The organism is Bacteroidales bacterium (assembly GCA_014860585.1).
In the GTDB taxonomy this organism is placed as follows: Bacteria; Bacteroidota; Bacteroidia; order Bacteroidales; family 4484-276; genus RZYY01.
In genome coordinates, this window is record JACZJL010000010.1 from 22,825 (window position 1) to 46,485 (window position 23,661).

Annotated in this window: 23 protein-coding genes; 7 read left to right on the forward strand and 16 right to left on the reverse strand. The window is 43.3% G+C overall.

Annotated features, from left to right (window positions below; genetic code table 11):
- Positions 1-70 precede the first annotated feature (70 nt).
- The 4 genes from IH598_01080 to IH598_01095 all read right to left on the reverse strand — a co-directional run bounded on the left by IH598_01080 (position 71) and on the right by IH598_01095 (position 6,043).
- Complete coding sequence (locus tag IH598_01080) at positions 71-2,236, reverse strand: S46 family peptidase (protein ID MBE0637096.1); 2,166 nt, start codon at positions 2,234-2,236, stop codon at positions 71-73.
- A gap of 74 nt (positions 2,237-2,310) precedes the next feature.
- Complete coding sequence (locus IH598_01085) at positions 2,311-2,766, reverse strand: DUF1801 domain-containing protein (GenBank protein MBE0637097.1); 456 nt, start codon at positions 2,764-2,766, stop codon at positions 2,311-2,313.
- Between the two features lie 20 nt (positions 2,767-2,786).
- The gene (locus IH598_01090; protein ID MBE0637098.1) at positions 2,787-3,164 is read right to left on the reverse strand and encodes a RidA family protein; all 378 of its coding nucleotides are present in this window, start codon (positions 3,162-3,164) and stop codon (positions 2,787-2,789) included.
- Positions 3,165-3,250: 86 nt separating this feature from the next.
- Positions 3,251-6,043, reverse strand: a complete 2,793-nt coding sequence (locus tag IH598_01095) for an LPS-assembly protein LptD (GenBank protein ID MBE0637099.1) — start codon at positions 6,041-6,043, stop codon at positions 3,251-3,253.
- Positions 6,044-6,212: 169 nt separating this feature from the next.
- On the opposite strand from IH598_01095, the gene IH598_01100 reads away from it, so the two are divergent.
- Both IH598_01100 and IH598_01105 read left to right on the forward strand, forming a co-directional pair.
- Complete coding sequence (locus IH598_01100) at positions 6,213-7,331, forward strand: N-acetylmuramoyl-L-alanine amidase (GenBank protein MBE0637100.1); 1,119 nt, start codon at positions 6,213-6,215, stop codon at positions 7,329-7,331.
- Positions 7,332-7,380: 49 nt separating this feature from the next.
- On the forward strand, positions 7,381-8,328 hold the full coding sequence (locus tag IH598_01105; GenBank protein ID MBE0637101.1) for an MCE family protein: 948 nt from the start codon (positions 7,381-7,383) through the stop codon (positions 8,326-8,328).
- Here the strand turns inward: IH598_01105 and IH598_01110 are convergent.
- From IH598_01110 to IH598_01155, 10 genes are all read right to left on the reverse strand, one after another.
- Positions 8,325-9,200, reverse strand: a complete 876-nt coding sequence (locus IH598_01110; GenBank protein MBE0637102.1) for a 4Fe-4S binding protein — start codon at positions 9,198-9,200, stop codon at positions 8,325-8,327. The two genes, IH598_01105 and IH598_01110, sit on opposite strands and share 4 nt — an antisense overlap.
- Positions 9,175-10,068 carry an ATP-binding protein gene (locus IH598_01115; GenBank protein MBE0637103.1) on the reverse strand — a complete coding sequence of 298 codons (894 nt, stop codon included), beginning with the start codon at positions 10,066-10,068 and terminating at the stop codon, positions 9,175-9,177. The genes IH598_01110 and IH598_01115 overlap by 26 nt, the downstream gene beginning before the upstream one ends.
- On the reverse strand, positions 10,061-10,507 hold the full coding sequence (locus IH598_01120; protein MBE0637104.1) for a CGGC domain-containing protein: 447 nt from the start codon (positions 10,505-10,507) through the stop codon (positions 10,061-10,063). Before IH598_01120 ends, IH598_01115 begins: the two co-directional genes overlap by 8 nt.
- 18 nt (positions 10,508-10,525) lie before the next feature.
- Positions 10,526-10,897, reverse strand: coding sequence for a NifB/NifX family molybdenum-iron cluster-binding protein (locus tag IH598_01125; protein MBE0637105.1), 372 nt, complete (start codon positions 10,895-10,897; stop codon positions 10,526-10,528).
- 50 nt (positions 10,898-10,947) lie between these two features.
- Entirely contained in the window at positions 10,948-11,181 is a 234-nt protein-coding gene (locus IH598_01130; protein ID MBE0637106.1) for a DUF5320 domain-containing protein, read from the reverse strand.
- An 11-nt stretch (positions 11,182-11,192) separates the two neighbouring features.
- Complete coding sequence (locus IH598_01135; GenBank protein ID MBE0637107.1) at positions 11,193-11,510, reverse strand: NifB/NifX family molybdenum-iron cluster-binding protein; 318 nt, start codon at positions 11,508-11,510, stop codon at positions 11,193-11,195.
- A gap of 4 nt (positions 11,511-11,514) precedes the next feature.
- The gene (locus IH598_01140; GenBank protein ID MBE0637108.1) at positions 11,515-12,093 is read right to left on the reverse strand and encodes a DUF134 domain-containing protein; all 579 of its coding nucleotides are present in this window, start codon (positions 12,091-12,093) and stop codon (positions 11,515-11,517) included.
- A 341-nt stretch (positions 12,094-12,434) separates the two neighbouring features.
- Positions 12,435-13,370, reverse strand: a complete 936-nt coding sequence (locus IH598_01145; protein MBE0637109.1) for an SDR family oxidoreductase — start codon at positions 13,368-13,370, stop codon at positions 12,435-12,437.
- A gap of 15 nt (positions 13,371-13,385) precedes the next feature.
- The gene (locus IH598_01150; protein MBE0637110.1) at positions 13,386-14,711 is read right to left on the reverse strand and encodes a UDP-glucose/GDP-mannose dehydrogenase family protein; all 1,326 of its coding nucleotides are present in this window, start codon (positions 14,709-14,711) and stop codon (positions 13,386-13,388) included.
- Between the two features lie 38 nt (positions 14,712-14,749).
- Complete coding sequence (locus IH598_01155) at positions 14,750-15,406, reverse strand: DUF2461 domain-containing protein (protein ID MBE0637111.1); 657 nt, start codon at positions 15,404-15,406, stop codon at positions 14,750-14,752.
- Positions 15,407-15,503: 97 nt separating this feature from the next.
- Between IH598_01155 and IH598_01160 the strand changes: the two genes are divergently transcribed.
- The 5 genes from IH598_01160 (at position 15,504) to IH598_01180 (ending at position 21,277) form a co-directional block, all read left to right on the forward strand.
- Positions 15,504-16,700, forward strand: a complete 1,197-nt coding sequence (locus IH598_01160) for an MFS transporter (protein ID MBE0637112.1) — start codon at positions 15,504-15,506, stop codon at positions 16,698-16,700.
- A 134-nt stretch (positions 16,701-16,834) separates the two neighbouring features.
- Positions 16,835-18,559 (forward strand): carbon starvation protein A, encoded by a 1,725-nt coding sequence (locus IH598_01165; GenBank protein ID MBE0637113.1) that lies wholly within the window; start codon positions 16,835-16,837, stop codon positions 18,557-18,559.
- Between the two features lie 398 nt (positions 18,560-18,957).
- Positions 18,958-20,181, forward strand: a complete 1,224-nt coding sequence (locus IH598_01170) for a sigma 54-interacting transcriptional regulator (GenBank protein ID MBE0637114.1) — start codon at positions 18,958-18,960, stop codon at positions 20,179-20,181.
- Positions 20,182-20,703 (forward strand): LptE family protein, encoded by a 522-nt coding sequence (locus IH598_01175; GenBank protein MBE0637115.1) that lies wholly within the window; start codon positions 20,182-20,184, stop codon positions 20,701-20,703.
- A 55-nt stretch (positions 20,704-20,758) separates the two neighbouring features.
- A complete protein-coding gene (locus IH598_01180) occupies positions 20,759-21,277 on the forward strand; it encodes a gamma carbonic anhydrase family protein (GenBank protein MBE0637116.1) in 519 nt (172 codons plus the stop codon).
- A gap of 103 nt (positions 21,278-21,380) precedes the next feature.
- On the opposite strand, the gene IH598_01185 is transcribed toward IH598_01180, so the two are convergent.
- Together IH598_01185 and IH598_01190 are read right to left on the reverse strand one after the other, a co-directional pair.
- On the reverse strand, positions 21,381-21,689 hold the full coding sequence (locus tag IH598_01185; GenBank protein MBE0637117.1) for an isoamylase early set domain-containing protein: 309 nt from the start codon (positions 21,687-21,689) through the stop codon (positions 21,381-21,383).
- Between the two features lie 250 nt (positions 21,690-21,939).
- Complete coding sequence (locus tag IH598_01190; GenBank protein ID MBE0637118.1) at positions 21,940-23,562, reverse strand: S41 family peptidase; 1,623 nt, start codon at positions 23,560-23,562, stop codon at positions 21,940-21,942.
- Positions 23,563-23,661: the final 99 nt, after the last annotated feature.

A 23,661-nucleotide genomic window follows, 5' to 3' on the forward strand; every position in this document is an offset into this window, starting at 1 on the left:
GTCTCCTTTCTGTACAAAAATAAGTACAAAAATCGAAATAAGGATTTAAGGATAAAAAATTAGACCAATCCTACTCCACCACCACCATTTCTTCGATCAGATGCCCGGCGCCGGCATATTTGTCGATGATGAAAAGGCAGTACCGCATGTCGAGCATGATATTGCGGCATTGGTCAGGGTCAAACATCAGATCGCTCATGGTGCCTTCCCACACCCTGTCGAAGTTGAGCCCGATCAGCTGACCATCAGCATTGAAAGCCGGGCTGCCGGAGTTGCCGCCGGTTGTGTGGTTGGTGGCAATGAAGCAAACCGGTAAAGTTCCGTTCAACCCATATTTCCCGTAGTCCTTTGTTGTGTAAAGCTGCTTCAGCTTATCATCCACCAGGTAATCTTCCACATTGGGGTCTTCTTTTTCGATGATGCCTTCGATGGTGGTTTGTTTCTGATAGAAAACAGCATCGCGCGGATAGTAAGGTTTGACATTTCCATAGGATACCCTTAGCGTGGAATTGGCATCAGGATAGAAGCGGCGCTCCGGTTCAAACTCCAACTGGGCTTTCATGTATAACCGCATCAGGCTGTCGTTTTGGTTTGTAATGCGGGAAACTTCCGGAAATATTTTTTCCTGGTAGTGCTTCACTAATCCGCCGGCAAGCTGATAACCCGGGTCTTTCAGCAATTTCTTGTATTGGTTCTTCCTGAAACCTTCGAGAAAGTCCATCGCTTTTGCCTGGTCCGCAAACATCGATTTTTCAAAAACAAAATCAGCATATTGCCTGATGTTACCATCAAATTTCTGATCGATGAGATCAAATACCGGGGGTAATTTTTCTTTTGCAACGGCTTCCCGGTAGGACGCAAGCATCGCTATAAACACCTCCCTGTCAACCGGCTGATGGTAATCCTTGTAAAAGGTCCGGAGCGAAGTGGTTGCTTTTTCAACTTCTGCATCCACCTCTTCATCTGTTGCTTCCTTGTTTCGGGCAATGTTCTCAAGTGCTGAAAGCGCCCTGGCTGCCCTGACGATCTCTATGCCAAGTCCTGCTTCCTGCATGTAAACCATCTCCAGCTGAAGCCCGGTTAATTGAGCATAATTTTCCTTGAAATGAGACAGTAAACTTCCGTAATTTTTTTCTTTTTCCTGCGACGACTCAATCCAGCGTTGAATAGCAGACTCGTGCTGTTCTTTTTTTTCAATCCCGTTCAATTTGCGAATCCCATTATTTTCGCCTATCCATTTTTTCCAGGCATTCGATAAACCTTTGTGCTTATTGGAGTATTGTAATTTCACCAGGGCATCCCGACTCATGAACGATTCATAGATATCGAGTTTCTGGCGGCGAAGGTCAATGCGTGCCGGGTTTTGCACCTGGGTAATCATTTCGATAGCGTAGGAGGGGAGGTATTGTTCAGTGCGACCGGGAAATCCAAAAACAAAAGTAAAGTCATCCTCCTGAATCCCTTTCAGTGAAACGGGAAGCACATAATGGGGTTTGTAGGGGACGTTATCGGGCGAGTATTCTGCCGGTTCGTTCTTCTCATTAACATAGATCCTGAAAAGGGAAAAATCACCGGTATGCCGCGGCCACATCCAGTTATCGGTATCGCCACCAAAATTGCCTATACCCGAAGGTGGCGCCCCTACTAACCGGACATCTTTAAACACTTCGTTTACAAAAAGATAATACTCATTTCCGTAGTAGAATGGCCTGATGAAAGCAGTATAATGCGTGCCTTCTTTGGCTTGATTTACCAGCTCTTCACCGTTCTTTTTGATGATCTCGCTCCGTTCTTTTTCGGTCATCCCATCACTCACACCTTTAAGCACCTGATCAGTCACATTTTCCATCCTTACCAGCCTTGTAACCGTAAGTCCGGGGCTGGGCAATTCTTCCTGACGATTCATTGCCCAAAAACCATTGGTCAGCATGTCGTTTTCGATGGTGCTCAACCGTTGAATTGCGCCGTAACCGCAATGATGGTTGGTAAGCAATAATCCATCAGCCGAGATAGCCGATGCGGTGCAGCCTCCTCCAAAAAGAAAAATGGCGTCCTTCATCGAACCGTTGTTGATGTCATAGATGTCTTTTGCCGACAGGCGCATGCCCATGTCCTGCATTTGTTTCTCGTTGAGTTGCTCAAGGAGCATTGGTATCCACATTCCTTCGTCTGCCTGAGATAAAGCAGGCAGCAGGAGGAACAATGTAACCATTGATCTTAAAAAATAATTTTTCATGACTAATGTGTTAAGTTATTCAATTTCAGTATTTAAATTCAATTAAAAAGGTTAAAGGATTGATTTTGGAAATGCTACTGTTTGATGTTCTTTTCATAAATTTCAATCCATTTAGCGACACTCATTTTTCCTGCCAGCTCACCGATCAATTCGTAAGGAATCTGATCTGGCTTTTTGAACCGAATGCAACTTTTACCCAAATCCAATCTGGCGGCAGTGTGTTTTGGATAGTTAGCAATAAACCAATCTAATAGCTCTTTTTCTGCATACATGCCCATGTGGTAAATTGCCACATAATTTTTTTGTGAAGCTATACTCATAAAAGGTAATGGCAACTTCGTATCGCAATGATAACCCGGTTGATACACTGAATGTGGAACAACATATCCAATCATTCCATAACTCATGGTCTCCACAAAGCCATCAGGAAGGTTTTGGAGAATTATCTTTCTCAACCGGGTAAAAGCCGCTTTTCGGTCTTCGGGCAATTGTTCAATGTATTGCCCGGGTGTGTTTGCAATGATTTTCATTTTGCTTTCGGGATAATGAACTACTTCATCGCAATGGTTTCAATTTCTACCATCACGCCCAGGGGCAATCTTACAACGCCATAAGCAGCGCGGGCTGGTGGATTGTTTGGATAGAACCTGGCATAAACTTCATTCATAGCTGCAAAATTATCCATGTCGTCCAATAAGCAGGTTGATTTTACAACGTCATCGTAGGAATAGCCGGCTTCTTGCAGGATCGCCCCTATGTTTTTCATAACCTGCTCGGTTTGTTCTTTAATGCCTCCTTCCACTACTTTCCCGACGGCAGGATCAATGGGGATTTGCCCCGAGATAAACAGATGTCCGTCTTTTTCGATGGCCTGGCTGTAAGGTCCTACTGCCTTAGGCGCTTTGTCGGTGTGAATTACTTTTTTCATAACAGATTAATTTTAAGTATATTAAATAAAAGATAATATCCTTTTTCCATTGTTTAGTTTCAATCATTTTTTAGGGCTGTATTTAACTAAAATCCATCTCTGAAATCTTTTTTCCGGTCGTATTTCAAATCCTGCAATATGGAAGCTTTCACGTTGATCCCAAATGACCAGCTCTTGCGGAATCCCAATGGCGTCCAGCTGAAACGCATCTCCCAGCAGTGAAGATCGCGGTAAAAATCTAATGTTGTGTAAGTAAAATCCTGGAGTTCAAAATCGTAACCGGTTCTAAAACCCATTTTCCATTTTGGGGTAATGTTCACATCGCCGGTCAGTCCGATGGCTTGCACCTTGGTACGGTTGTCTTTCCATCCGAAAGCAACATACCTCGGGTTGTTGGAAAATCGGAGGTTATAAGTCAAATTCAAACTCCAGGGATTGTTCCAGTTGACGTAATTATCAGGATAATCAAGCACATCGCTGATCTCCTGCTCGGTGTATTTGTCGAGTAATTCAAGTTCTTCAGTATTTGATGCTACATCCGGTGGCTGTGATTGTTTTTCACCTTTATCAAAATCACTTGAACTGATCCTGTAGCTAATGCCGAAATTCCATGTTGTGCTCTTCATATGAAACAACTTCCTGTTCACCTCCCATTCCGACTTATTGATCGGGTTACCCGTCGCATCAACTGCATAAGGGTCCCAGGTGCTCGAGTAGTTGATGCTCAGCTTTTTAAAAAGAGTAGTTCTTCCACTCACGGTAAGTGGCGACCAATTCAATGAGTCTTTTGCAATATCGTATCCCATCGATAAGGAAAAGTTTTCGATTAAAATAACCTTCTTCAACCCCGAAATCGTATCTTTTTTTGACCGCACCTTAGCTTCCAGGTTATTGGCAATTGAAAAAGCAAGGTTGCCGGATTTCCCGTCGGGTGGTCCGCCGTAAAGCAATCCTTCGAAGTGAGAATACCTGAGAGAATCTCCTTTTTGGTTCACCTGTACTTCGTCCCAATAGCCCCAGGCTTCTGAACCGAAATCCGGCCGAAGTGAAAAGCTAACCGAAGGTGTCAACACATGGCGGATGGCAGCCACAGGCCCTGAAGAAAACTGGTACATGCCGTAGAGCCTTGTATTGAGCGAGGCTGAGTAGGAAAAATCTCTTGCCGCAGCAAAAGTCATTACAGTGTCGGTTTCAACTTTGCCATAAATGGTGTCGTTTGGAGTAAAAATCGTATCGTTATTCCAGGTTTTTCTTATCGTGTAGGGGTACCAGCGCTCATTATAGTCAATAGAGTTAGTCAATGTAAAGAATTTCAATACTTTAACTGAGCTGCTGATAGGGATATTATGCTTGACACCGGTTTTGAAATCGTCTTCCCATCCTGGCTTAAAAAGCAGTGAATCAACGGTTTGTATCCTGTTTTCGGCAGTCATGGAGTATTTCATCGTGATGTTCTCGTACCAGCGCACCTGCCCAAGTTGTTCTTTCTTTCGGAAAGGATAAAACTGCTTGGTATTAAATGCCAGTGTAGGCAGGGTAATGTTTACCGAACCGTCGATCGTATTTTGCTGATGCGAAGCATTTAGCGTGAGAAAAAGATTGTTGTTGAAATTGGTCTGGTAAGCAATACTCGATTGAAAAGTATTGCTGAGATAAGCATCGGTGCTGGTGAGGTTATATTGATTAAAACTCCGGCTGACAATATTCACATTGGCTGAAAATCGTGAGTTTGGACGTGCTTTAGGATCCTGAGCATGTGACCACCTTACTGTAAAGTCGGTACTTAATTGACTATCAGGAGAGTCTCGGTCGCCCGTGAAATTTTTCGCATAACTAAAATCAAAGGTTCCATTGTACTGGTAACGGTTATTGTATCTGAAAGTAGGTCTGATTGCCCAGCTTCCGTTTGTGAAAATATCACCGGTCAGTGTAAAATCCATATAATCGTTGATCCCCCAGTAATAACCCCCTCGTTCGAGATAAAATCCCCGGTTTTCCGCCTCGCCATAGCGTGGTATAATGATCCCTGAACGCTGTCCGCTTTTATTGGGAAACAAACCAAATGGTATGGCCAGCGGCACGGGAACGCCCTCAATAACCAGCCAGGCCGGACCGGATACAATTTTGTTGTTTGGAATAACCTGTGCTTTTGAGTAACGAAACTCAAAATGCGGATGATCCAGATTGCAGGTAGTGTAGCTTCCACGCTGAACATTGATGCGCTCATCATCCAACTTCTTGATGCGTTCGCCATGAATATACCCTTCGCCTTCCTGGGTGATTACACGCTGGATCACACCCTTTTTCGTGTCAAAATTATAGGTCATTTCCTCCGCTTCAAACTCCGTGGCGCCTTCCGAAAATACAGGAGTTCCCTTCAATACTCCAAGGCTGTCAGGTACCCCGCGGGCATAAACCTGGTTTTTGGCAAAATCAATTTCCACATAATCAGCTTTTAACCTGATGGTTCCGTAAGTGATGTCTGCGTTTCTGTAGAGAAAGACTTTTTTATTGATTACATCAAAATGAATTTTCTCAAAAGAGTTGTAAACCACCTTGTTTTCAAGGCCAAAAGATTCAGAAGGTTTTTTGAGGAGGGTATCATTTCCTGCGTCTTCACCAAAGAGTTGAAACGCCAACGTATCGGCAGCCTCTGTTTTGCCGGTTTCGAGCAGTTGATCCAGCATCTGAGTCGGAATTGAATCGGAGACTGGCGAGTTGATTGTGTCCTGAGCTATAAGCGGGCTTTGCAGCACAACTAATCCAAAAAACAAGTAACACACGAAAGAGGTACCATAGAGCACCAAATGGTTCGTTTGCCGTAAATCAGCTTTTATTAAGTTAAAGAGTTGGATACTTATCAATTTCAGAATTTTCAAGCCGTAATCGGATTAGCAGCAAAAAATTATTTGTTTGCAAAGTAAAAGAATTTGTAGGTCTAAAGCGTACTGAAAATCATCAAAGCGTTCTATTTTTGTTAACGAAAAAATAAATCATCCGTCAAATGGTTTTTATCAGCAAGTGAATGATCGTAACTTATTCAGAATGATGAAACGCCTGCAAAAGATTTTTCTTGTTTTTATCGCAGTGTTGACAGCAATTCCTTTCCATCAAAGTCTGGCAACATTGCCCCTCAGGCAACCCAGGGCGTTCAGGGTGATTATTGATGCCGGGCATGGTGGGCGAGACCCGGGCGCTTTGGGACCCAATTCTGTAGAAAAAGAAATCACACTTGAAATTGCTAAAAAAGTTGCTGATATAGCCAGATCAGAACTGCCGGATGTTGACGTTATACTCACCCGCACCGTTGACACTTTTGTGGCTTTGCACCAGCGCGCTGCCATTGCCAACGAAAATAACGCTGATCTTTTCATTTCTATCCACTGCAATTCTAATCCCAAAACATCCTTTCAGGGCGCCGAAACCTATGTAATGGGTTTGCACAAAAGTGCTGAAAACCTGGAAGTAGCAAAAACTGAAAATGCTGCTATTCTTGCCGAGGACAATTATTTTGAACAATACGGTGGTTTCAACCCCGATGCCGACGAAGATTATATTATGCTCAATATGATGCAGGCGGCTAACATCAGCCAAAGTATTGATTTTGCACAATCTGTGCAAAACAAACTTTTTGAAATGGCCGGTCTCAGCAATCGCGGTGTTAAACAGGCTGGTTTTGTGGTTTTATACCTCACCACAATGCCAGGAGTGCTCATCGAAACCGGCTTCTTGTCAAACGCTGACGAGGAGAACTATTTGTTACAAAAAACTAATCAGCAAAAAATCGCCTTTTCAATTGTAGAGGCCATTTCCGAATTCAAAAAAGCCACCGAAAGTACGACACTGGCAGCCATCTCCACACAAAATATTATTGTGCCCAATGAAGAACAACCATCTGCAAACCGCACATACCGGCTTTGGTTTACATCCCACAATAAACCCATTTCAACTGATGACCGAAAATTCAGAGATTTGCCTGAGATCTGGGCTTTTACTGATAAGAACGGGTATCATTTTACTTTTGAAAAAGCAAACACAAAAGAAGAAATCAGCGTCAAATTAAACGATCATCGGGAATCGGGGAAAATTAAAAATCGTTACTTGAAAAACATAAGAATCATTGAATTAGAAGAGGATAAAATCATTTCGGTGTCCGATCCCGATTAATGATTAAAATAATTTGAGTAGATTTGTAAATCCTAAAACTGAAAGCATAGTGAAAAAAGTACCAATAGAGTTTAAGGTCGGCTTCCTGTTCCTGGCTGCAGTTGGCCTTTTCATTTGGGGGCTCAACTTCCTTAAAGGGACGGACATTTTCGGGCAAAAGCGGATTTTTTATGCTGTTTACGACCATGTAGAGGGTCTTGAACCAGCAAACAAGGTCAAGGTGAGCGGACTTAACATCGGCCAGGTTAAAACGCTTGGTTTTATCCCCGGCACTTCCCTCATATTTGCTGAGTTGTACATTAAAAATGAGATCCCAATTCCAAAAAACTCCATTGCCCGCGTTTACAGTACAGACCTGCTGGGTGGCAAAGCGATCGAAATTATTCTGGGTGATGCTGAAGAACTAGCAAAGCCCGGTGACACGCTGATTTCGGAAATGGAGCAATCCATTCGCGAGCAGGTGAATGAACAAGTGGAGCCTATCCGCAAAAAAGCGCTGGCTCTTATCAATACGGTGGATTCGTTGCTGATGAATATTCAATCTGTTTTCACCGAAGACAATCAAAATAATCTTGCGACCAGTTTCGAAAACATCAGGTATACTATCCAAAGTATAAAAAGCGCTACTTCTACATTGGACACCATACTTACCAGCGAAAAATCGAGAATTGATAACATCATGGGAAATATTGAGCGGATCTCTTACAACCTGAAAGAAAACAATCAGCAGATTACCAATATCCTACGGAATGTTTCCACAATCAGTGATTCACTTGCTGTATCCGAACTTCCTCAAACCCTCCGCGATGCCCAGGCGGCAATGGCTAACCTAAAGGAGATCAGCGATAAACTCAACCGTGGAGAAGGTTCGATGGGGCAACTGCTCACCAATGATACACTCTATTTCAATCTTCAGCAATCTACCGAAAACCTGAACAAATTGCTTGAAGACCTCAGGCTTAATCCAAAGCGGTATGTGAAGTTTTCGATGTTTTAACAAGGGTTTTTTCCTCCAACAATTTTCCTCCAAATTTTTTTTAACCGGCTGCTTATCTCAGACTCAGGCGCCCATTCGGGGATACTTTTAAGATTGACCATGGCATCCACAACGATGGGGTCAAAAGGCAACTTTCCGGCAATTTTTAATCCTGATTTCCGGCAATAATTTTCTATTACGACAGTCATTTCAGTGTTCAGGTCAAATTTGTTGATCAACACCCAGGGATTCAGGTTGAACTTTTGGGTGACTTCCACAGCTCTTTTCAAATCGTGCAATCCTGACATCGACGGTTCAGTAACGATTACTACCTGATTCACTCCGGAAATAGCAGAAATCACAGCACAGCCAATCCCTGGCGGGCCATCAATGATTATATGGCTGAAGTTTCCTTCCTTTGCCAACTCCTTCGCTTTTGCTCTGACCATATTGACAAGTTTACCTGAATTTTCCTCGCCTGGCGCCAACCGTCCATACACCATTTTCCCTCCCCTGAAATTTCCGGAAAACATGCGGCTGAGATTATTCTCAACCATGCTGATGGCGTCAAACGGACAAACGCGGGCGCACAACTTACACCCATCGCACGATACTTCCGAAATCTCCACTTTTCCATCAATCGTATGAATGGCGTGAAATCGGCAATAATCAACACACAAACCACAATTTGTGCATAAATCGTAATCAATCACCGCTTTTTTCCCTCCTACATAAACCCGCTCTTCTTCCTTTTCGGGATCGAAAAGGATATAAAGATTGGCAGCGTCCACATCGCAATCGGCCAGCACTACCTCTCCGGCAATCATTGCAAATGCAGCACTGATGCTGCTTTTTCCCGTTCCGCCCTTACCACTGATGATGGCTGTTTCCATAATTCATTTTTATAGTTGAAAAAACCTGTAAGAATTGCTCTTCAAGTGCAGGTACTGCTTCAGTGGCCATTTTCCCGCTACTGTAAGCAGTAGCAATCTCCCGGCTGAATGGGATTTCGAGTAGCAAAGGGATATTTTCTTGGTCCAGATATTTGTAAACGTCTCTGTTGCCAAGGCTGGCTTTGTTGATAATAACTCCGCAGGGTTTGTCTATTTGCCGGAGTGTTTCGACGCTTTGGCGAAGGTCGCTCAAACCGAAAGGAGTAGGCTCGGTGACCAGAACAATAAAATCGGCACGGGCCGCTGTTTGAATAAATGGGCATGAAGTGCCCGGTGGTGAATCGAATAATGCAATAGCTATCCCAGGCTCAATTTTACTTATGGCTGCTTTGATCAGCGGCACCGGCGACATCACACCAATATTAATTCTTGACTCGATCAAAGTCGAATTTTCATTTATCAAAAATCCGGATACGACCCCCAAAGAGACAGGTTTTTCGGCGATAGCACCAAACTCACACGCGTAACTACACGCACCACAGCCATGACAAAGCTCCTCCATTACCTGAATAACCTTCATAGTGGGGAGATAGAAAATGGCCTTGTACTCACAGTATTCATGGCACTTACCGCAGAATACACATTTCTCCGTATCAATTACAGGTACCTGATGAGAAACCTCCTCTTCCCAAATTTTCCCGGAATTAAAAAACTCAAGCACATTCGGCGCTTCAGCATCACAATCCACCAGAGTAACCTGGAGTCCTCTTTTAATGAGTGTGTGAAAAAGGGTTGTCGCAACAAAAGTTTTTCCGGTTCCCCCTTTTCCACTGGCGATGGCTATTTTCAGCGGTTCCCCGTTAGTCATAATTCAATCTGGTCGTTTGATCAGTCATGGTATCGCTGATCGCCCGCTGAAGAAAGGGGGTATTCCATGTGTTCAGTTTGCTGTGTGTTTTTAGGTATTTTTCAGGGATTGGGTGTGTTCCAAAAATAACCTCCATTCCATACTTGCTTTTGATAAATTGTTCGAAATGCTCCATGTGAGGGCAGGGTGGGTAACCCACCAGAAATCCGGTAGCAAAATGGATGTGTGTCACACCGTTCTTCTTCATCTCTTCGGGAGCATATTCAATATTACCTCCCGGGCAACCGCTGCAGGTTGTGTATCCGGCCAGCTCCACCTCCATACCTTTGTACCTTGCAAAGGCACCTTCGCGATTGGTCAAAGAGCGTAAGCATTTTCCACCGGCACAGGTGGAATAACGATCGCAAATGATGATCCCGATTTTAATTTTTTCCATGATTCAATTTTTAAGGTCTTGCTAATGTGTGCAATTTCCATGATGATGATCGCTACCATGATCGCAATAATTCGCTGAAAGGGGTAGCTTATTCTGTAAGAACTCAGTGACCAGTTCTTTGGCAGGTAATTGCGGTGCTCCCACAAAAACATTTATCATTTGTTGGTTAAAAATCATGATTGCGCGCTGCCCCATTCCTCCGGCAATCACATCGGTTACCCCTTTTTCGGCGAGCCATGGAGGCAACAATCCCGGTTCGTGGGGTGGCGGTGTCAGCCTGGTTTCGTTCACAATTTTTCCGTCTTCTGTTTCGATGATGGCAAACTGCTCGCAGTGCCCGAAATGTGCACATAAAACACCATCTGCCATTGGAATGGCAATTCTTTTCTTCATAAATTTCTGCTTAAATTGTTAGTACTAATTCTAGATTGCATTGGATTAAATCACCAGTTACCGCCACCTCTGAAGCGATTCTGCCGACCCAATCCACGACTCCGACCACCTTGGCCAAAACCGAATCCTCTGCCCCTGACATCATCATGAGCAAAATCATCGGCATTGCCCGAGCTGTCTGATTTTTTTCCTTTCAGACCGGCGCCGAAATTTGTGCACCTGCCCATTTTACGACCGGTCATAGGGCCTTCGCCCATTGGACCACGTTGATTTAAATTTGGCATAACATTAAATATTAATGGTTTAACATGTTGATCACATCCTCCACGGTTTTCTTTTCGTCTTTCAACACAATCATTTGAATTTTCAAACTGTCGAGTAAAGATTTGATCTTTATTCCAAATTCGCCGGAAACAATCTTTTGAACTTTTCGCGATGCAATCAGCTGAACGGAAGCCGGACCGGCTCCGTTTAATGCCTCTTTGTTGGGATTGGGAAGAAACTCAACGCTTCCTGTTTCCCGGTCATAAATCACAAAATAGGCACAGCGTCCAAAACGCTCATCCAACTTACTTTCTAACTTGTTTCCAATACTTGTGATGGCAACTTTCATTTTATTAGTTATTCTGGTTTATTTTTGATTGACTTTTTCTGACAAGGTTCACATCACACTCAGGACAAACCTCACTGCGACAGGGTTTTCCGAATTGATGCTCTTTTTCGAAACCACACTTCGGACAAACACAAAGGTCTGTACATCGGGGATTTGGTTCGTGTATCTCTTCATTGATGGCATCATAATTTTCGAATTGGTCGCTTCCGCATAAAGGGCATCTATCCAATGGTTTGTCCTTTTCGGGGTGGTTAAAGTAGCAACCACATGAATTACAGGCATACCAGTTACTGTCAAAGTAAACTTTGCCACCTTCGATGATCAGCGGTTTACCTTCAACCAGCGCCCATGCAATTTTTTGTCGTGCCCGGGAATAGATTCTTGTAAGGGTCGGCCTTGAAACATTCATAGCTTCAGCTGCCTGGTGATGATTCATCAGTTCATAATCGCATAACCTAAGCGCTTCGTATTCTTCGAAATGCAGGAAAACATCACCGCTCGAAGGCTCCCCACCATAGGGCTTAAACCCCGAAACTACAGGAGGATTACTGATTTTTCGCAAACGTTTTGGACGTGGTGACATTTGTTATGAGCATTTATACACTGCAAAGATAGTGAACATATGTTCATAATGAACAAATTTTTATAATTTTTTTGAAAATTTCTAGTGGAATAAAAACGAGTGTATTTTTATTCACGGTAATTAGAAAAACAAGATCTAATCAGCTCTTACGCTAATCAATGGGCATGTAGAAAGATTTAGGGGGGATGAGGCTATCTCAAAAGTCTTTCGTTTGGATTTTCCGTTTTTAAACCTTTGATCCCTAAAGAGAAAAAGTTGAAAATCAGGCTCCCTTTAGGGACGGGGTACTCCTGATTTTCAGCGGTTCGGGTTAAATCCAGACTTTTGAGATAGCCTCTTTTTCAGATCGTTTTTTTAAAGTAATCGATTGTATTCTTAAGGCCTTCTTCAAGTGGGATGGTGGGTTGCCAGTTGAGTATTTGCCTGGCTTTAGTGATGTCGGGTTTGCGTTGCATCGGATCGTCGGTGGGTAGTGGCCGGTAAACAATCTTCGATTTTGAGCCGGTCATTTTAATCACCAGTTCGGCCAATTGTAAAATGGTGAATTCACCGGGATTACCAACATTTATCGGTCCGGTAATCTCATCATTCGTATTCATCATGCTGATCATCCCTTCAATCAGATCGTCAACATAGCAGAAACTGCGGGTTTGCATTCCATCGCCATAGATTGTGATGTCTCTGTTTTGTAATGCCTGGACAATGAAGTTTGAAACAACACGTCCGTCATTGGGGTGCATACGTGGTCCATAAGTATTAAAAATTCTGATGATTTTAATCCTTACGTCGTTTTGTTTATGATAGTTTACAAAAAGAGTTTCTGCGGCGCGTTTTCCTTCGTCGTAGCAGGCACGTTCTCCGATAGGATTAACATGTCCCCAGTATTCTTCCTGTTGAGGGTGAACTTCCGGGTCTCCATACACCTCGCTGGTAGATGCCTGAAGCACCTTTGCCCGGATGCGCTTGGCCAGCCCCAGCATATTGATGGCGCCCATCACCGATGTTTTGACGGTTTTAATCGGGTTGTACTGGTAGTGGATGGGAGATGCGGGGCATGCCAGGTTGTAAATCTCGTCCACTTCTACAAAGTAAGGCATGGTTACATCGTGGCGCACCAATTCAAAATAGGGATGATTAAGCAGGTGAACAACATTTTGTTTTTGCCCGGTAAAGTAGTTGTCGAGACACACCACATCATGGCCCTGACCGAGCAGCCGTTCGCAAAGGTGTGAACCCAGGAATCCGGCGCCCCCTGTAACAAGGATACGTTTTCTCATTATTTTTAATTTAAGCTATAATCCGGTGTTAACTCCGATACAGAAATAATCAAAGCAGGCTTCTTTCATTTCGTTGCGGTCATAAATATTGCGACCGTCAAAAATCACATGTTTAGCCATCAGCTTTTGCATCACTTTGTAGTTGGGGAAGCGGAACTCGATCCACTCGGTGACAAGCAGTAAAGCATCAGCATCGAGCAAAGCATCGAGTGGATCCTTGGCGTACTCGATCACATCACCGATGCGACGGTGAGCCTCCTCCATGGCCGCCGGATCATAAGCTTTAACTTTACATCCGGCTTTGATAAGCTTTTCGATCAAGACAAGTGAAGGGGCTTCGCGCATATCATCAGTTTGTGGTTTGAACGACAACCCCCACATAGCAATGTTTAATCCTTTTAAACGGCCATCGAAATAGTTCTCCAGCTTATGAAACAACACTGATTTCTGATCTTCGTTCACATCTTCAACAGCCTGGATTATCCTGAGTTTGTGGTTGTATTCCTCTCCGGTTTTCATCAGCGCTTTAACATCTTTTGGGAAGCATGAACCACCATATCCGATTCCTGAATAGAGGAATTTACTGCCAATCCGTGAGTCGCTGCCGATACCTTTGCGAACCATATTGACATCGGCACCAACCAGTTCGCAAAGGTTTGCAATATCGTTCATAAAGCTGATACGTGTGGCAAGCATGGCGTTTGCGGCGTACTTGGTCATTTCTGCTGAAGGAACGTCCATGAAAATCACCGGGTGATTATTTAGTGTGAAGGGCCGGTATAGTTTGCTCATTACATCGCGGGCAAAATCTGTTTCGACTCCTACCACAATGCGATCAGGTCTCATGAAGTCCTCAATGGCAGCTCCTTCTTTGAGGAATTCAGGGTTTGAAACGACATCGAAAGAGATTTGTTCGCCACGTTTGTCTAACTCTTCCTGAATGGCTTTCCTGACTTTTTTGGCCGTTCCAACTGGAACAGTACTTTTTGTGACGATGATTAAATGTTTGGTCATTTGTTGTCCAACTGTGCGGGCCACGTCAAGCACATATTTCAGGTCGGCGCTCCCATCCTCATCCGGTGGGGTTCCAACAGCTGAAAAGATCACTTCAGCATCGTTGATACATGAAGCTAAATCAGTAGTGAACCGAAGCTTTTCGCGTGAAATATTTCGTACCAACATATCATCGAGGCCGGGTTCATAAATCGGCGAAATCCCGTTCTTCAGCTTTTCAATCTTAGCCACATCAATGTCAACGCAGGTTACATCAATCCCTACTTCGGCAAAACAAGCGCCGGTTACCAGTCCGACATAACCCGATCCTACAATTACAATTTTCATTATTTATTAGTTTATAATATTATTCTGAGAAATGAAATCTATCGCTCATCTACTGCCCGGTTTAGAAACCGGATAAAGGGCATCATGGTGCGAAATGCTTCTGCCGCCTGCGACAAAAGTCTGCTGCTCCTTACCGTTTCATCGGTCAGATTCATTCCAACGACGTAACTCTTATACTTAAGCAGATCAACATCTGCAAACTCTGGCGGGAAGTCTTTTGGTGGCTTTTTCAGCTTATCACCGTTCATGACTCCGAATTTGCTGACAAAATCAGGATGGTTAATGATGCTTTTAAACTCTCCGGGGAAATGGTAAATCTCCAACCTGATCAGTTTGAGGATATCAGCCGGAGGCATCCATTTTCCGCCCCCAATGAACGAACTGCCCGGCTCGATATGCAGGTAATAACCGGAGAAATGGCTGTTCTTTCCGCCACGGCTCATGTAGGCGCCCATGTTGGTTTTGAAAGGATCTTTGTCCTTGCTGAACCTGACATCGCGATAAATCCTGAAAATGCAATCTTTTGGCATCAGGAAACCGATATCACCGTCAAAGGCAGCAATCTCTTTTATCAGTTGCGCGGTAAATTCTTCATGTTGGTTTTTCACTTCCTGGTACCAGTCCTTGCTTGCGGTAAACCATTCGCGGGAATTGTTCTTTTTAAGTTCAGTAAGAAAATTGAGTATTAGTTCCATTCAATCCTGAATTTTTATTGGTCATTTGCAAAAGTACTTTGTTTTGGATAATTGAATACCTTTGGCGCAAAACATCACGAACTTCGGGCGGCAGACATTGAAAAAATTAAGCACTTCTACCGGAACTATGCTAAAGCTAACATTGCTGTTGACCGGCAGTATGACCGTATTGGCCGGGGCAGGTATCACCGCTGCCATCCCTGAGATACAACTTCAATTTCGGGATGTACCCAATGCCGGGCTTCTGAGCAAGCTTGTTTTGACCATCCCGGCATTAGTGATTGCCCTGCTGGCTCCTTTTGCGGGGCAAATCGTTGACAGGTCGGGACGCAAAAAGCCTTTAATGATTTCGCTTACCCTTTACGCTTTGGCCGGCACATCAGGATTTTATCTGAACGGTCTTTATTTTATACTTGCAGGACGCGCCCTCCTTGGGTTGGCGGTGGCGGGGTTAATGACCGTAAACACTACTTTGATAGGTGATTATTTTGATGGAACAGAGCGAAGCCGTTTTATGGGTTTACAGGGGGCATTTATGTCGTTTGGTGGGGTGACTTTTGTAATGGCCGGAGGTATTTTGGCTGACATTTCGTGGAGGGCGCCTTTCCTGGTTTACGCTTTTTCCATTATTATTCTGTTTCTGACCATATTCTACATCTACGAACCGGAAATATTTACTCAACAAATCAGGAATAAACCCCCTCGGGACCAGGATCATCAAATAAATAATTACCTGTTGGTTTATGGTGTTGCGTTTCTTGGTATGTTGTTTTTCTATGTAATTCCCACGCAAGTGCCTTTTTTGCTTCATCAAACCGGTAAGTTGTCAAACGCTGCCATCGGTTATTCTATCAGTGCAGCCATTCTTGCCGGCGCGCTGGCTTCATTACAATACGGCAGACTTAAATCGCGATTCAGCTTTTACCAGATTTATGCACTTACTTTTACGTTGATGGGCGCCGGTTATTTCATCATCATGTTTGTGAACGATTTCTGGCCAATTCTTGCCGGATTAATTCTTGCCGGGCTTGGTACAGGTTTGCTGATGCCCAATACCAATCTGTGGCTCATCACTCTTGCACCCGCTGAACGACGTGGCAGGATGGTCGGGTTGCTCAATATGGCTGTGTATGCGGGGCAATTTCTTTCACCGGTTATCCTGTATCCATTGGTGCAATGGCACTCCTTACATTTTTCAATTGGCATTTGCGGGATTATCATGTTAGTCATGGCTTTGGCTTTTCTACTCAAAACCAGAAAGAAAACACTCATCGTTGAAAATCACTCTGGTTAGTTTTCTTGCTGGCTCCCCCGAAGTAAAAATATTAGAACCGGGTTTTATGAAAAAAAATGATTCTGTAAGCTCAATAAGATTGAAACAGCATTACTTTCGCATTCGTTTTTGTAAATCAAACAATCAATACCATCATGCATCCGCTTTTACTTATGGTTCTGGTTTTTGGCGGCTATATTTTAATGTACCGCTTTTATGGAAGATTTATCAGCCGAAAGATCTTTAAGATTGATGTAAAAGTCAAAGTTCCATCCGAAACAATGAATGACGGATTTGACTATGTTCCTACCAAAAAGGAGATTATTTTCGGTCACCATTTCACTTCCATTGCCGGTACAGGGCCAATTGTCGGGCCTGCCATTGCAATCATCTGGGGTTGGGTGCCGGCAGTGTTGTGGGTTTTCTTTGGAAGTATTTTTATCGGCGCCGTGCATGATTTTGGTGTTTTGATAGCCTCAATGCGCAACCGCGGCCATTCCATAGCTGAGATTACCGGTATTTATCTGAATAAGCGCACGAAGGTGTTTTTTTACATCATCGGGTTGTTGGAACTTTGGATTTTCATTGCCATTCTTGGACTTATAATGGCTATCATTTTCGACATGTACCCAGGTTCTGTGGTTCCAATATGGCTTGAGATTCCAATTGCAGTCTGGCTTGGTTTCCAGGTGTACCGCAGGGGAAAAGATTTTCTTAAACTTAGCATCATTGCGGTGATAATTATGTACGTAACTGTAATCCTTGGCAATTATATTCCGTTGAGAATTACTGAAATTTTTGGAATTCCTGCCACCGGTATCTGGACCATTCTCTTACTTATTTATGCTTTTATAGCTTCAATTTTACCGGTTACTACTTTACTCCAACCGCGCGATTTCATCAATTCACACCAGTTGATACTTGCAATGGGATTGCTTGTAGTTGGGATCGTTTTCTCGTCATTTAATGCAGAGTTTGGTTTTGTTGCTCCGGCTTACAATCCTGTTCCGGTTGATGCGCCTCCGCTTTGGCCATTTATCTTCATTATTATAGCGTGCGGCGCTGTTTCCGGGTTTCATGCCATTGTTTCGTCCGGCACCTCATCCAAGCAGGTGGCCAGCGAAAAGGATGCGTTGTTTGTAGGTTATGGAAGTATGCTTATCGAAGGGGCACTTGCACTTTTGGTTATTATCGCAGTGGGAGCGGGAATTGGGTTAGGGTTCACAACAGAAAACGGTGCAGTAATAACTGGCATTTCAGCCTGGGGGAGTAATTATGGTTCATGGGCAGCAGCCTCAGGAATGGCTTCAAAAATCAACGTTTTTGTTGAAGGATCGGCCAACATGATCACAGCCGCCGGCATCCCAAAAACAATCGCAGTAATTATTATGGGTGTGTTTGTTGCCTCTTTTGCCGGAACCAGCCTTGACACTTCAGCCCGAATGCAGCGTTTTTTCCTTCAGGAACTTTTTGGGAAGGGTATGAATAGTCCTTTTCGAAACAACTATTTCGCTACTGCCATTGTAATCATTTCCGCTGCAATTCTGGCTTTTGTCACCGGCACCGATGGAAAAGGCGCGCTTATGCTCTGGCCTTTGTTTGGGATTATTAACCAGGTGCTTGCTGCCCTCGCATTAGTCGTGCTTACGGTTTACCTTAAAAAGAAAGGAGGACTTCGGTGGATCATTACCGCCATACCTGCTGTTTTCATGGGGTTCAACACTTTGTGGGCAGCTTTACTGAACCAGATTTCATGGGACAAGCAACACAATTGGCTCCTGCTGGCAGTCAATGCTGTAATCATTATCCTTTCATTTTGGGTAATTATCGAAGGCGTGCTCATCTTTTTCAAAACCAAAACCGAAAGTGCAAAAGTTTGATCTTTTATATTGACTATTTTCAAACCGGTTTGAATCAATCCAGGTATAATTTTATGATGAGTTGCACAAAATCGATCGAAAGTTGACCAGAAACGACCTGCAACGTTGCATCTTACTAAAGACGAATTTATCCGCAAAAGAGATTTCATATCTTATGGAGAACAGCCAGGAATCGGTCAAAACATGCAGCTATCGCTTCCGTAAAAAGCGCAACCATGGAGCAAAAATAGCACAGAATGCTTTTAACCGTTGGATATAGCACTGATGTTTAAAGTTGATTTCTTTTCGGGAAAAGCAGCGCTCTGCTTTGTACATACTAAATGGAAAATTCAAACTGACTTGCCCAAATTGCGTATCTTTGCACCCAAACCAACGTAATTATTTTCTACCGGGATTTCATGGAAATTCAAGCAATTAAACAACGATTCGGGATCATTGGAAATGATCCTAAACTAAACCGGGCGATCGACATTGCCAAACAGGTTGCAGCTACTGATCTCACGGTGCTGATTACCGGCGAAAGCGGAACCGGAAAAGAAGTTTTTCCACAAATTATTCATCAGCTCAGCGCCCGAAAACACAAATCATATATTGCCGTGAACTGTGGCGCTATCCCCGAAGGTACAATTGACTCCGAGTTATTTGGACACGAGAAGGGGTCGTTCACCGGTGCTCATGAGTCGAGAAAAGGATATTTTGAAGAAGTAAACGGTGGTACCATTTTCCTGGATGAAGTAGCAGAATTACCACTTTCAACCCAGGTAAGGCTGCTCAGGGTGCTCGAATCCGGTGAGTTCATGAGGGTTGGCTCTTCCAAAGTGATTAAAACTGACGTTCGGGTGATTGCTGCAACCAATGTGCAGATTACCGATGCCATCCAACGTGGAAAATTCAGGCAGGACCTGTATTACAGACTCAATTCCGTCCCCATTCAAATACCGCCTCTCCGTGAGCGAAAAGAAGATATTCATCTCCTTTTCAGGAAATTTGCAACTGATTTTGCCGAAAAATACCGTATGCCGGCACTCCAGCTAACTGAAGAAGCAGTTACTTTACTTTCGAACTATCGATGGGACGGGAACATCAGGCAATTAAAAAATATTACCGAACAAATTTCAATCATCGAAAGCGAGCGGATTATCTCTAATGCTACCTTGTTGAAATATCTTCCCAAAGCGACAACTTCTACATTACCGGTGCTTTATTCAAAGGAAGAATTCAATCACGACCTTACAGATCGCGACATTCTTTATAAAGTGTTATGGGATATGCGCGGCGACATCAATGAACTGAAACGCACGATCAGAGAGATGTCGCAAAAAGGCGAAACGAAACATCTTCAGGAAAGCGACCCGGTTCTTATTAAGAAGTTTTACCATGACATTAGCAACGAGGTGAAAGATTATGAAGAAGGTGTGCTGACCGACGATGACTATGAGCAACTTGCCGAGGATGCTGACAATGGTAAGATTGAGGAGTCGCTATCGATACAGGATAAAGAAATTGATCTGATCAGAAAAGCGCTGGCCAAACACAACGGCAAACGAAAAGTGGCAGCCAGGGAGCTTGGTATCTCGGAGCGGACGCTGTACAGAAAAATTAAGGAATTCAATATCAACTAAATGAACACTGTTTTTAAACCCGGATTTTATTTTACACTGGTATTTATCCTTCTTTCAGCACCTGCCTGCAAGATGAATTATTCCTTTACAGGCGCCTCCATTCCACCGGGTGTAAAAACTATCCAAATTGAAAATTTTCCGAATAATGCTTTACTTATTAACCCAACATTGAGCCAGGACCTTACCGATGCATTACGAAACAAATTCCTCTCGCAAACAAACCTTTCTTTGGTAAACCAGGGTGGAGATCTTGTAATTACCGGAGAAATTACCGACTTTAACACCCGTCCGACCGCTATCCAGGCCAATGATATTGCAGCCCTGAACAGACTGACCATTACCATTAAGGTTTCATTCGTAAATAACATTGATAAAACACAGAGTTTTCAAAACCAGTCTTTCTCGAGATTCGAAGAATACCCCAGCACACAGGACTTGCTCACTGTTCAGGATGTGCTGGTTAAACAAATCAACGAACAGCTTGTTGAGGATATATTCAACAAAACCGTTGTGAACTGGTAGCTCTGTTTGATTGCAGAATGGATTTTAACTTACAAATAGAATTATCCCTGAAATCATGGCACTCATCCGACCTTTGAATGGTATTTCCCCCAAATTCGGTATTAACTGCTTTGTGGCCGAAACAGCAGTAATTATTGGCGATGTTGTGATTGGCGACAATTGCAGCATCTGGTACAATGCTGTGCTGCGTGGTGATGTTCATTACATCAGGATCGGCAACCAGGTGAACATTCAGGACGGTGCAATTATCCATTGCACTTACAAAGTTGCACCTGTCAATATCGGGAACTATGTTTCTATAGCTCATAATGCTATTGTACATGGTTGCACAATACAGGATCATGTGCTGATTGGTATGGGCGCCATTGTTATGGATGGCGCAGTTATTGAAAGCAACTCCATCATTGCCGCAGGTGCAGTGGTTGCTAAGAATACTACCGTAAAATCAGGCTCCGTTTTTGCCGGAATCCCTGCGGTTAAAATTAAAGACATTGATACGAATCTGTCTGAAGGTGAAATTCATCGTATCGCCGAAAGCTATACTAAATACGCAGCATGGTATGATGAGAAATGAGAGAATTATCGGGTCGGGAAAACGACCTTGAAGTAAAATGAAAAAGCGCTTAAACTCAGGTGTTACGTTGAGTTTAAGCGCTTTCCGGTGGTAACCTGATTGTTTACAGGCAGATTACAGAATTTTCGGCATCACCATAGCCACTTGGGAGAAACTTATCAGCATCTGGCTCATTCAGCCAGATCTGACCGTCTGCCAGGTAACGGAAGTGATGATCTTGTCCGGTGGGAAGGTCAGTTGTAAATGTGAATGATCCATCTTTGTTGGCTTTCATTTCACCGGCAGCTTCATCCCAATGGTTAAAATCGCCCAGTACACTAACTGTAACAGCGTTGTTTGCCTGTTCTTTTTCTACTTTAAACGTAACCTTACATAAAGGTTTTGATTTCAAAATTTGCTTCTTAATACTCATGTTTTCAATGTTTAGTTTTAAAATGATAGCAAAAAGGGATGTTATTCCCAAAATAATTTCCGGCGGCAAAGAAAACACTTTTATTTAAAATGATTATTGAGAGGAGATTTCACGAGTCCGCAAGGCTGATAGATTAATAGAAATATTATTGCTAAAATCATCTAATTCAATTACATACGTGTAATTTTTCTGTTAAGAAAACGAATAATCAATCTCTGCCTTTTCAACCCTCAGCTCATACAATCAGCACCTAAACGGATCCTTCTTTCAGTATTTTTACCGCCTGGTTGAATACATTGTCGCGTTGGTGAAAAATAGGATAAAAACCCTGATTGTCGAGTATGTTGCGCCCAATGAGCGCTTTTAACAAGATTTTAATGTCTTCTTTCATCGCCATGATACCTTCATGATCCCTTTCAAGTTCTTTTTTTTCGGCAAAAGCAATGAGTTGTTCAAAAATACTTTCTGTAATGTTGAACTTGAGGTTAAAGCTTTTATAATCGGTAAACCTGCTAAGCACTTGGCGATTTGCATCGGTGTATTCAAAAGCGAAATCATAAATGATTCCGCGATTGATTAGCCGGTTGTAATAGGCCATGTGGTCACCGGTTTCGATGGGTATGAAAATATCCGGCATGATACCTCCACCGCCGTAAACGACCTTTCCACCTGGTGTGATAAACTTCAGTGTATCATCGAAGTGGATACTGTCGGCATGAAATACTTCGCCATTTTCAAATCGCTTGTGGAATTCCTTGTAATAATCTTCTCTGCCGTTCTCGTAAGGTTTCTGAATGGATCGCCCTGTTGGGGTGTAATATCTCGCTGTGGTAAGCCTGATGGCCGAGCCGTCCATCAGGTTAACCTGTTCCTGTACCAGTCCTTTTCCAAATGAGCGTCTGCCTATAATGGTGCCGCGGTCGTTGTCCTGTATAGCTCCTGCTACGATTTCACTGGCCGATGCAGATCCCTCATCAATCAGAACGACGATCTCTTCATTCTGGAAGCTGCCGCGCCTTGTGGCATAAGCATAATTCCTGGGTCTGTTTTTCCCTTCGGTGTAAACAATTAATTGCTTATCGGCCAAAAACTCATCGCAGACGCTGATTGCGGCCTGTAAATATCCACCTGAGTTATTCCGAAGATCAAGGATGAGTTTATTCATTCCCTCACGTTTTAAGTCTGTCAGGGCGTTGGTGAATTCTTCGTAAGTGGTTGCCGAAAACTTGTTAAGTTTTACGTACCCAATTGTTTCATCCACCATATATGCAATATCAAGGCTGTAAGTAGGAATGACGCCCCTTGTAATTGTAAAATCAAGTAGTTCTGCCTCGCCTCTCCTGAAAATTTTCACATTGACTTTGGTGTTTTTCGGGCCTTTCAGCCTTTTCATAACTTCCTGGTTGTTGGTGTTAACTCCGGCAATGGTGTCGCCATCAACAATCACAATCCGGTCGCCGGCTTTTATTCCTACTTTTTCTGAAGGACCACCGGCAATTGGAATAATTACCATTGCAGTGTCTTTTTCTATTCGGAATTGAACCCCGATTCCTTCAAAATTACCTTCGAGATGTTCATTTACCTCATTAAATTCGGATGCAGGAATGTACTGTGAATGAGGATCAAGATTTTCGAGGATCTGAATAATGGCATCATCCTCCAGGGACTCAAGATTGACTGTATCCACCCAATCACGCATAATGTATCCCAGGACATCACTCACTTTGCTGTATTTGGATAAATCAACTGAAAAAATATTCCCTCTGTTTGTCTGCCTGGGCGCCAGGCGAATGCCAAGCAGAATACCCCCCATCAGCACAATGGCAAAAAGAAGGGGCAGATAAATGGTAATTTTGTATCTGAAGTTGCTCATAGTTTGTTTTTCTTTGCAAAAAAGTAGCGGAGATGATCTTCCGTAAATTTTCTTGTAAACGCTTTTGTAGTTATTATCTTATTTAATCCCAAACAATCA

Coding starts and splice junctions, on each gene's coding strand:
- IH598_01080 (MBE0637096.1), bottom strand. CDS start 2,236: ATGAAAAATTATTTTTTAAGATCAATGGTTACATTGTTCCTCCTGCTG.
- IH598_01085 (MBE0637097.1), bottom strand. CDS start 2,766: ATGAAAATCATTGCAAACACACCCGGGCAATACATTGAACAATTGCCC.
- IH598_01090 (MBE0637098.1), bottom strand. CDS start 3,164: ATGAAAAAAGTAATTCACACCGACAAAGCGCCTAAGGCAGTAGGACCT.
- IH598_01100 (MBE0637100.1), top strand. CDS start 6,213: ATGAAACGCCTGCAAAAGATTTTTCTTGTTTTTATCGCAGTGTTGACA.
- IH598_01110 (MBE0637102.1), bottom strand. CDS start 9,200: ATGGAAACAGCCATCATCAGTGGTAAGGGCGGAACGGGAAAAAGCAGC.
- IH598_01115 (MBE0637103.1), bottom strand. CDS start 10,068: ATGACTAACGGGGAACCGCTGAAAATAGCCATCGCCAGTGGAAAAGGG.
- IH598_01125 (MBE0637105.1), bottom strand. CDS start 10,897: ATGAAGAAAAGAATTGCCATTCCAATGGCAGATGGTGTTTTATGTGCA.
- IH598_01130 (MBE0637106.1), bottom strand. CDS start 11,181: ATGCCAAATTTAAATCAACGTGGTCCAATGGGCGAAGGCCCTATGACC.
- IH598_01135 (MBE0637107.1), bottom strand. CDS start 11,510: ATGAAAGTTGCCATCACAAGTATTGGAAACAAGTTAGAAAGTAAGTTG.
- IH598_01140 (MBE0637108.1), bottom strand. CDS start 12,093: ATGTCACCACGTCCAAAACGTTTGCGAAAAATCAGTAATCCTCCTGTA.
- IH598_01145 (MBE0637109.1), bottom strand. CDS start 13,370: ATGAGAAAACGTATCCTTGTTACAGGGGGCGCCGGATTCCTGGGTTCA.
- IH598_01150 (MBE0637110.1), bottom strand. CDS start 14,711: ATGAAAATTGTAATTGTAGGATCGGGTTATGTCGGACTGGTAACCGGC.
- IH598_01155 (MBE0637111.1), bottom strand. CDS start 15,406: ATGGAACTAATACTCAATTTTCTTACTGAACTTAAAAAGAACAATTCC.
- IH598_01165 (MBE0637113.1), top strand. CDS start 16,835: ATGCATCCGCTTTTACTTATGGTTCTGGTTTTTGGCGGCTATATTTTA.
- IH598_01170 (MBE0637114.1), top strand. CDS start 18,958: ATGGAAATTCAAGCAATTAAACAACGATTCGGGATCATTGGAAATGAT.
- IH598_01175 (MBE0637115.1), top strand. CDS start 20,182: ATGAACACTGTTTTTAAACCCGGATTTTATTTTACACTGGTATTTATC.
- IH598_01180 (MBE0637116.1), top strand. CDS start 20,759: ATGGCACTCATCCGACCTTTGAATGGTATTTCCCCCAAATTCGGTATT.
- IH598_01185 (MBE0637117.1), bottom strand. CDS start 21,689: ATGAGTATTAAGAAGCAAATTTTGAAATCAAAACCTTTATGTAAGGTT.
- IH598_01190 (MBE0637118.1), bottom strand. CDS start 23,562: ATGAGCAACTTCAGATACAAAATTACCATTTATCTGCCCCTTCTTTTT.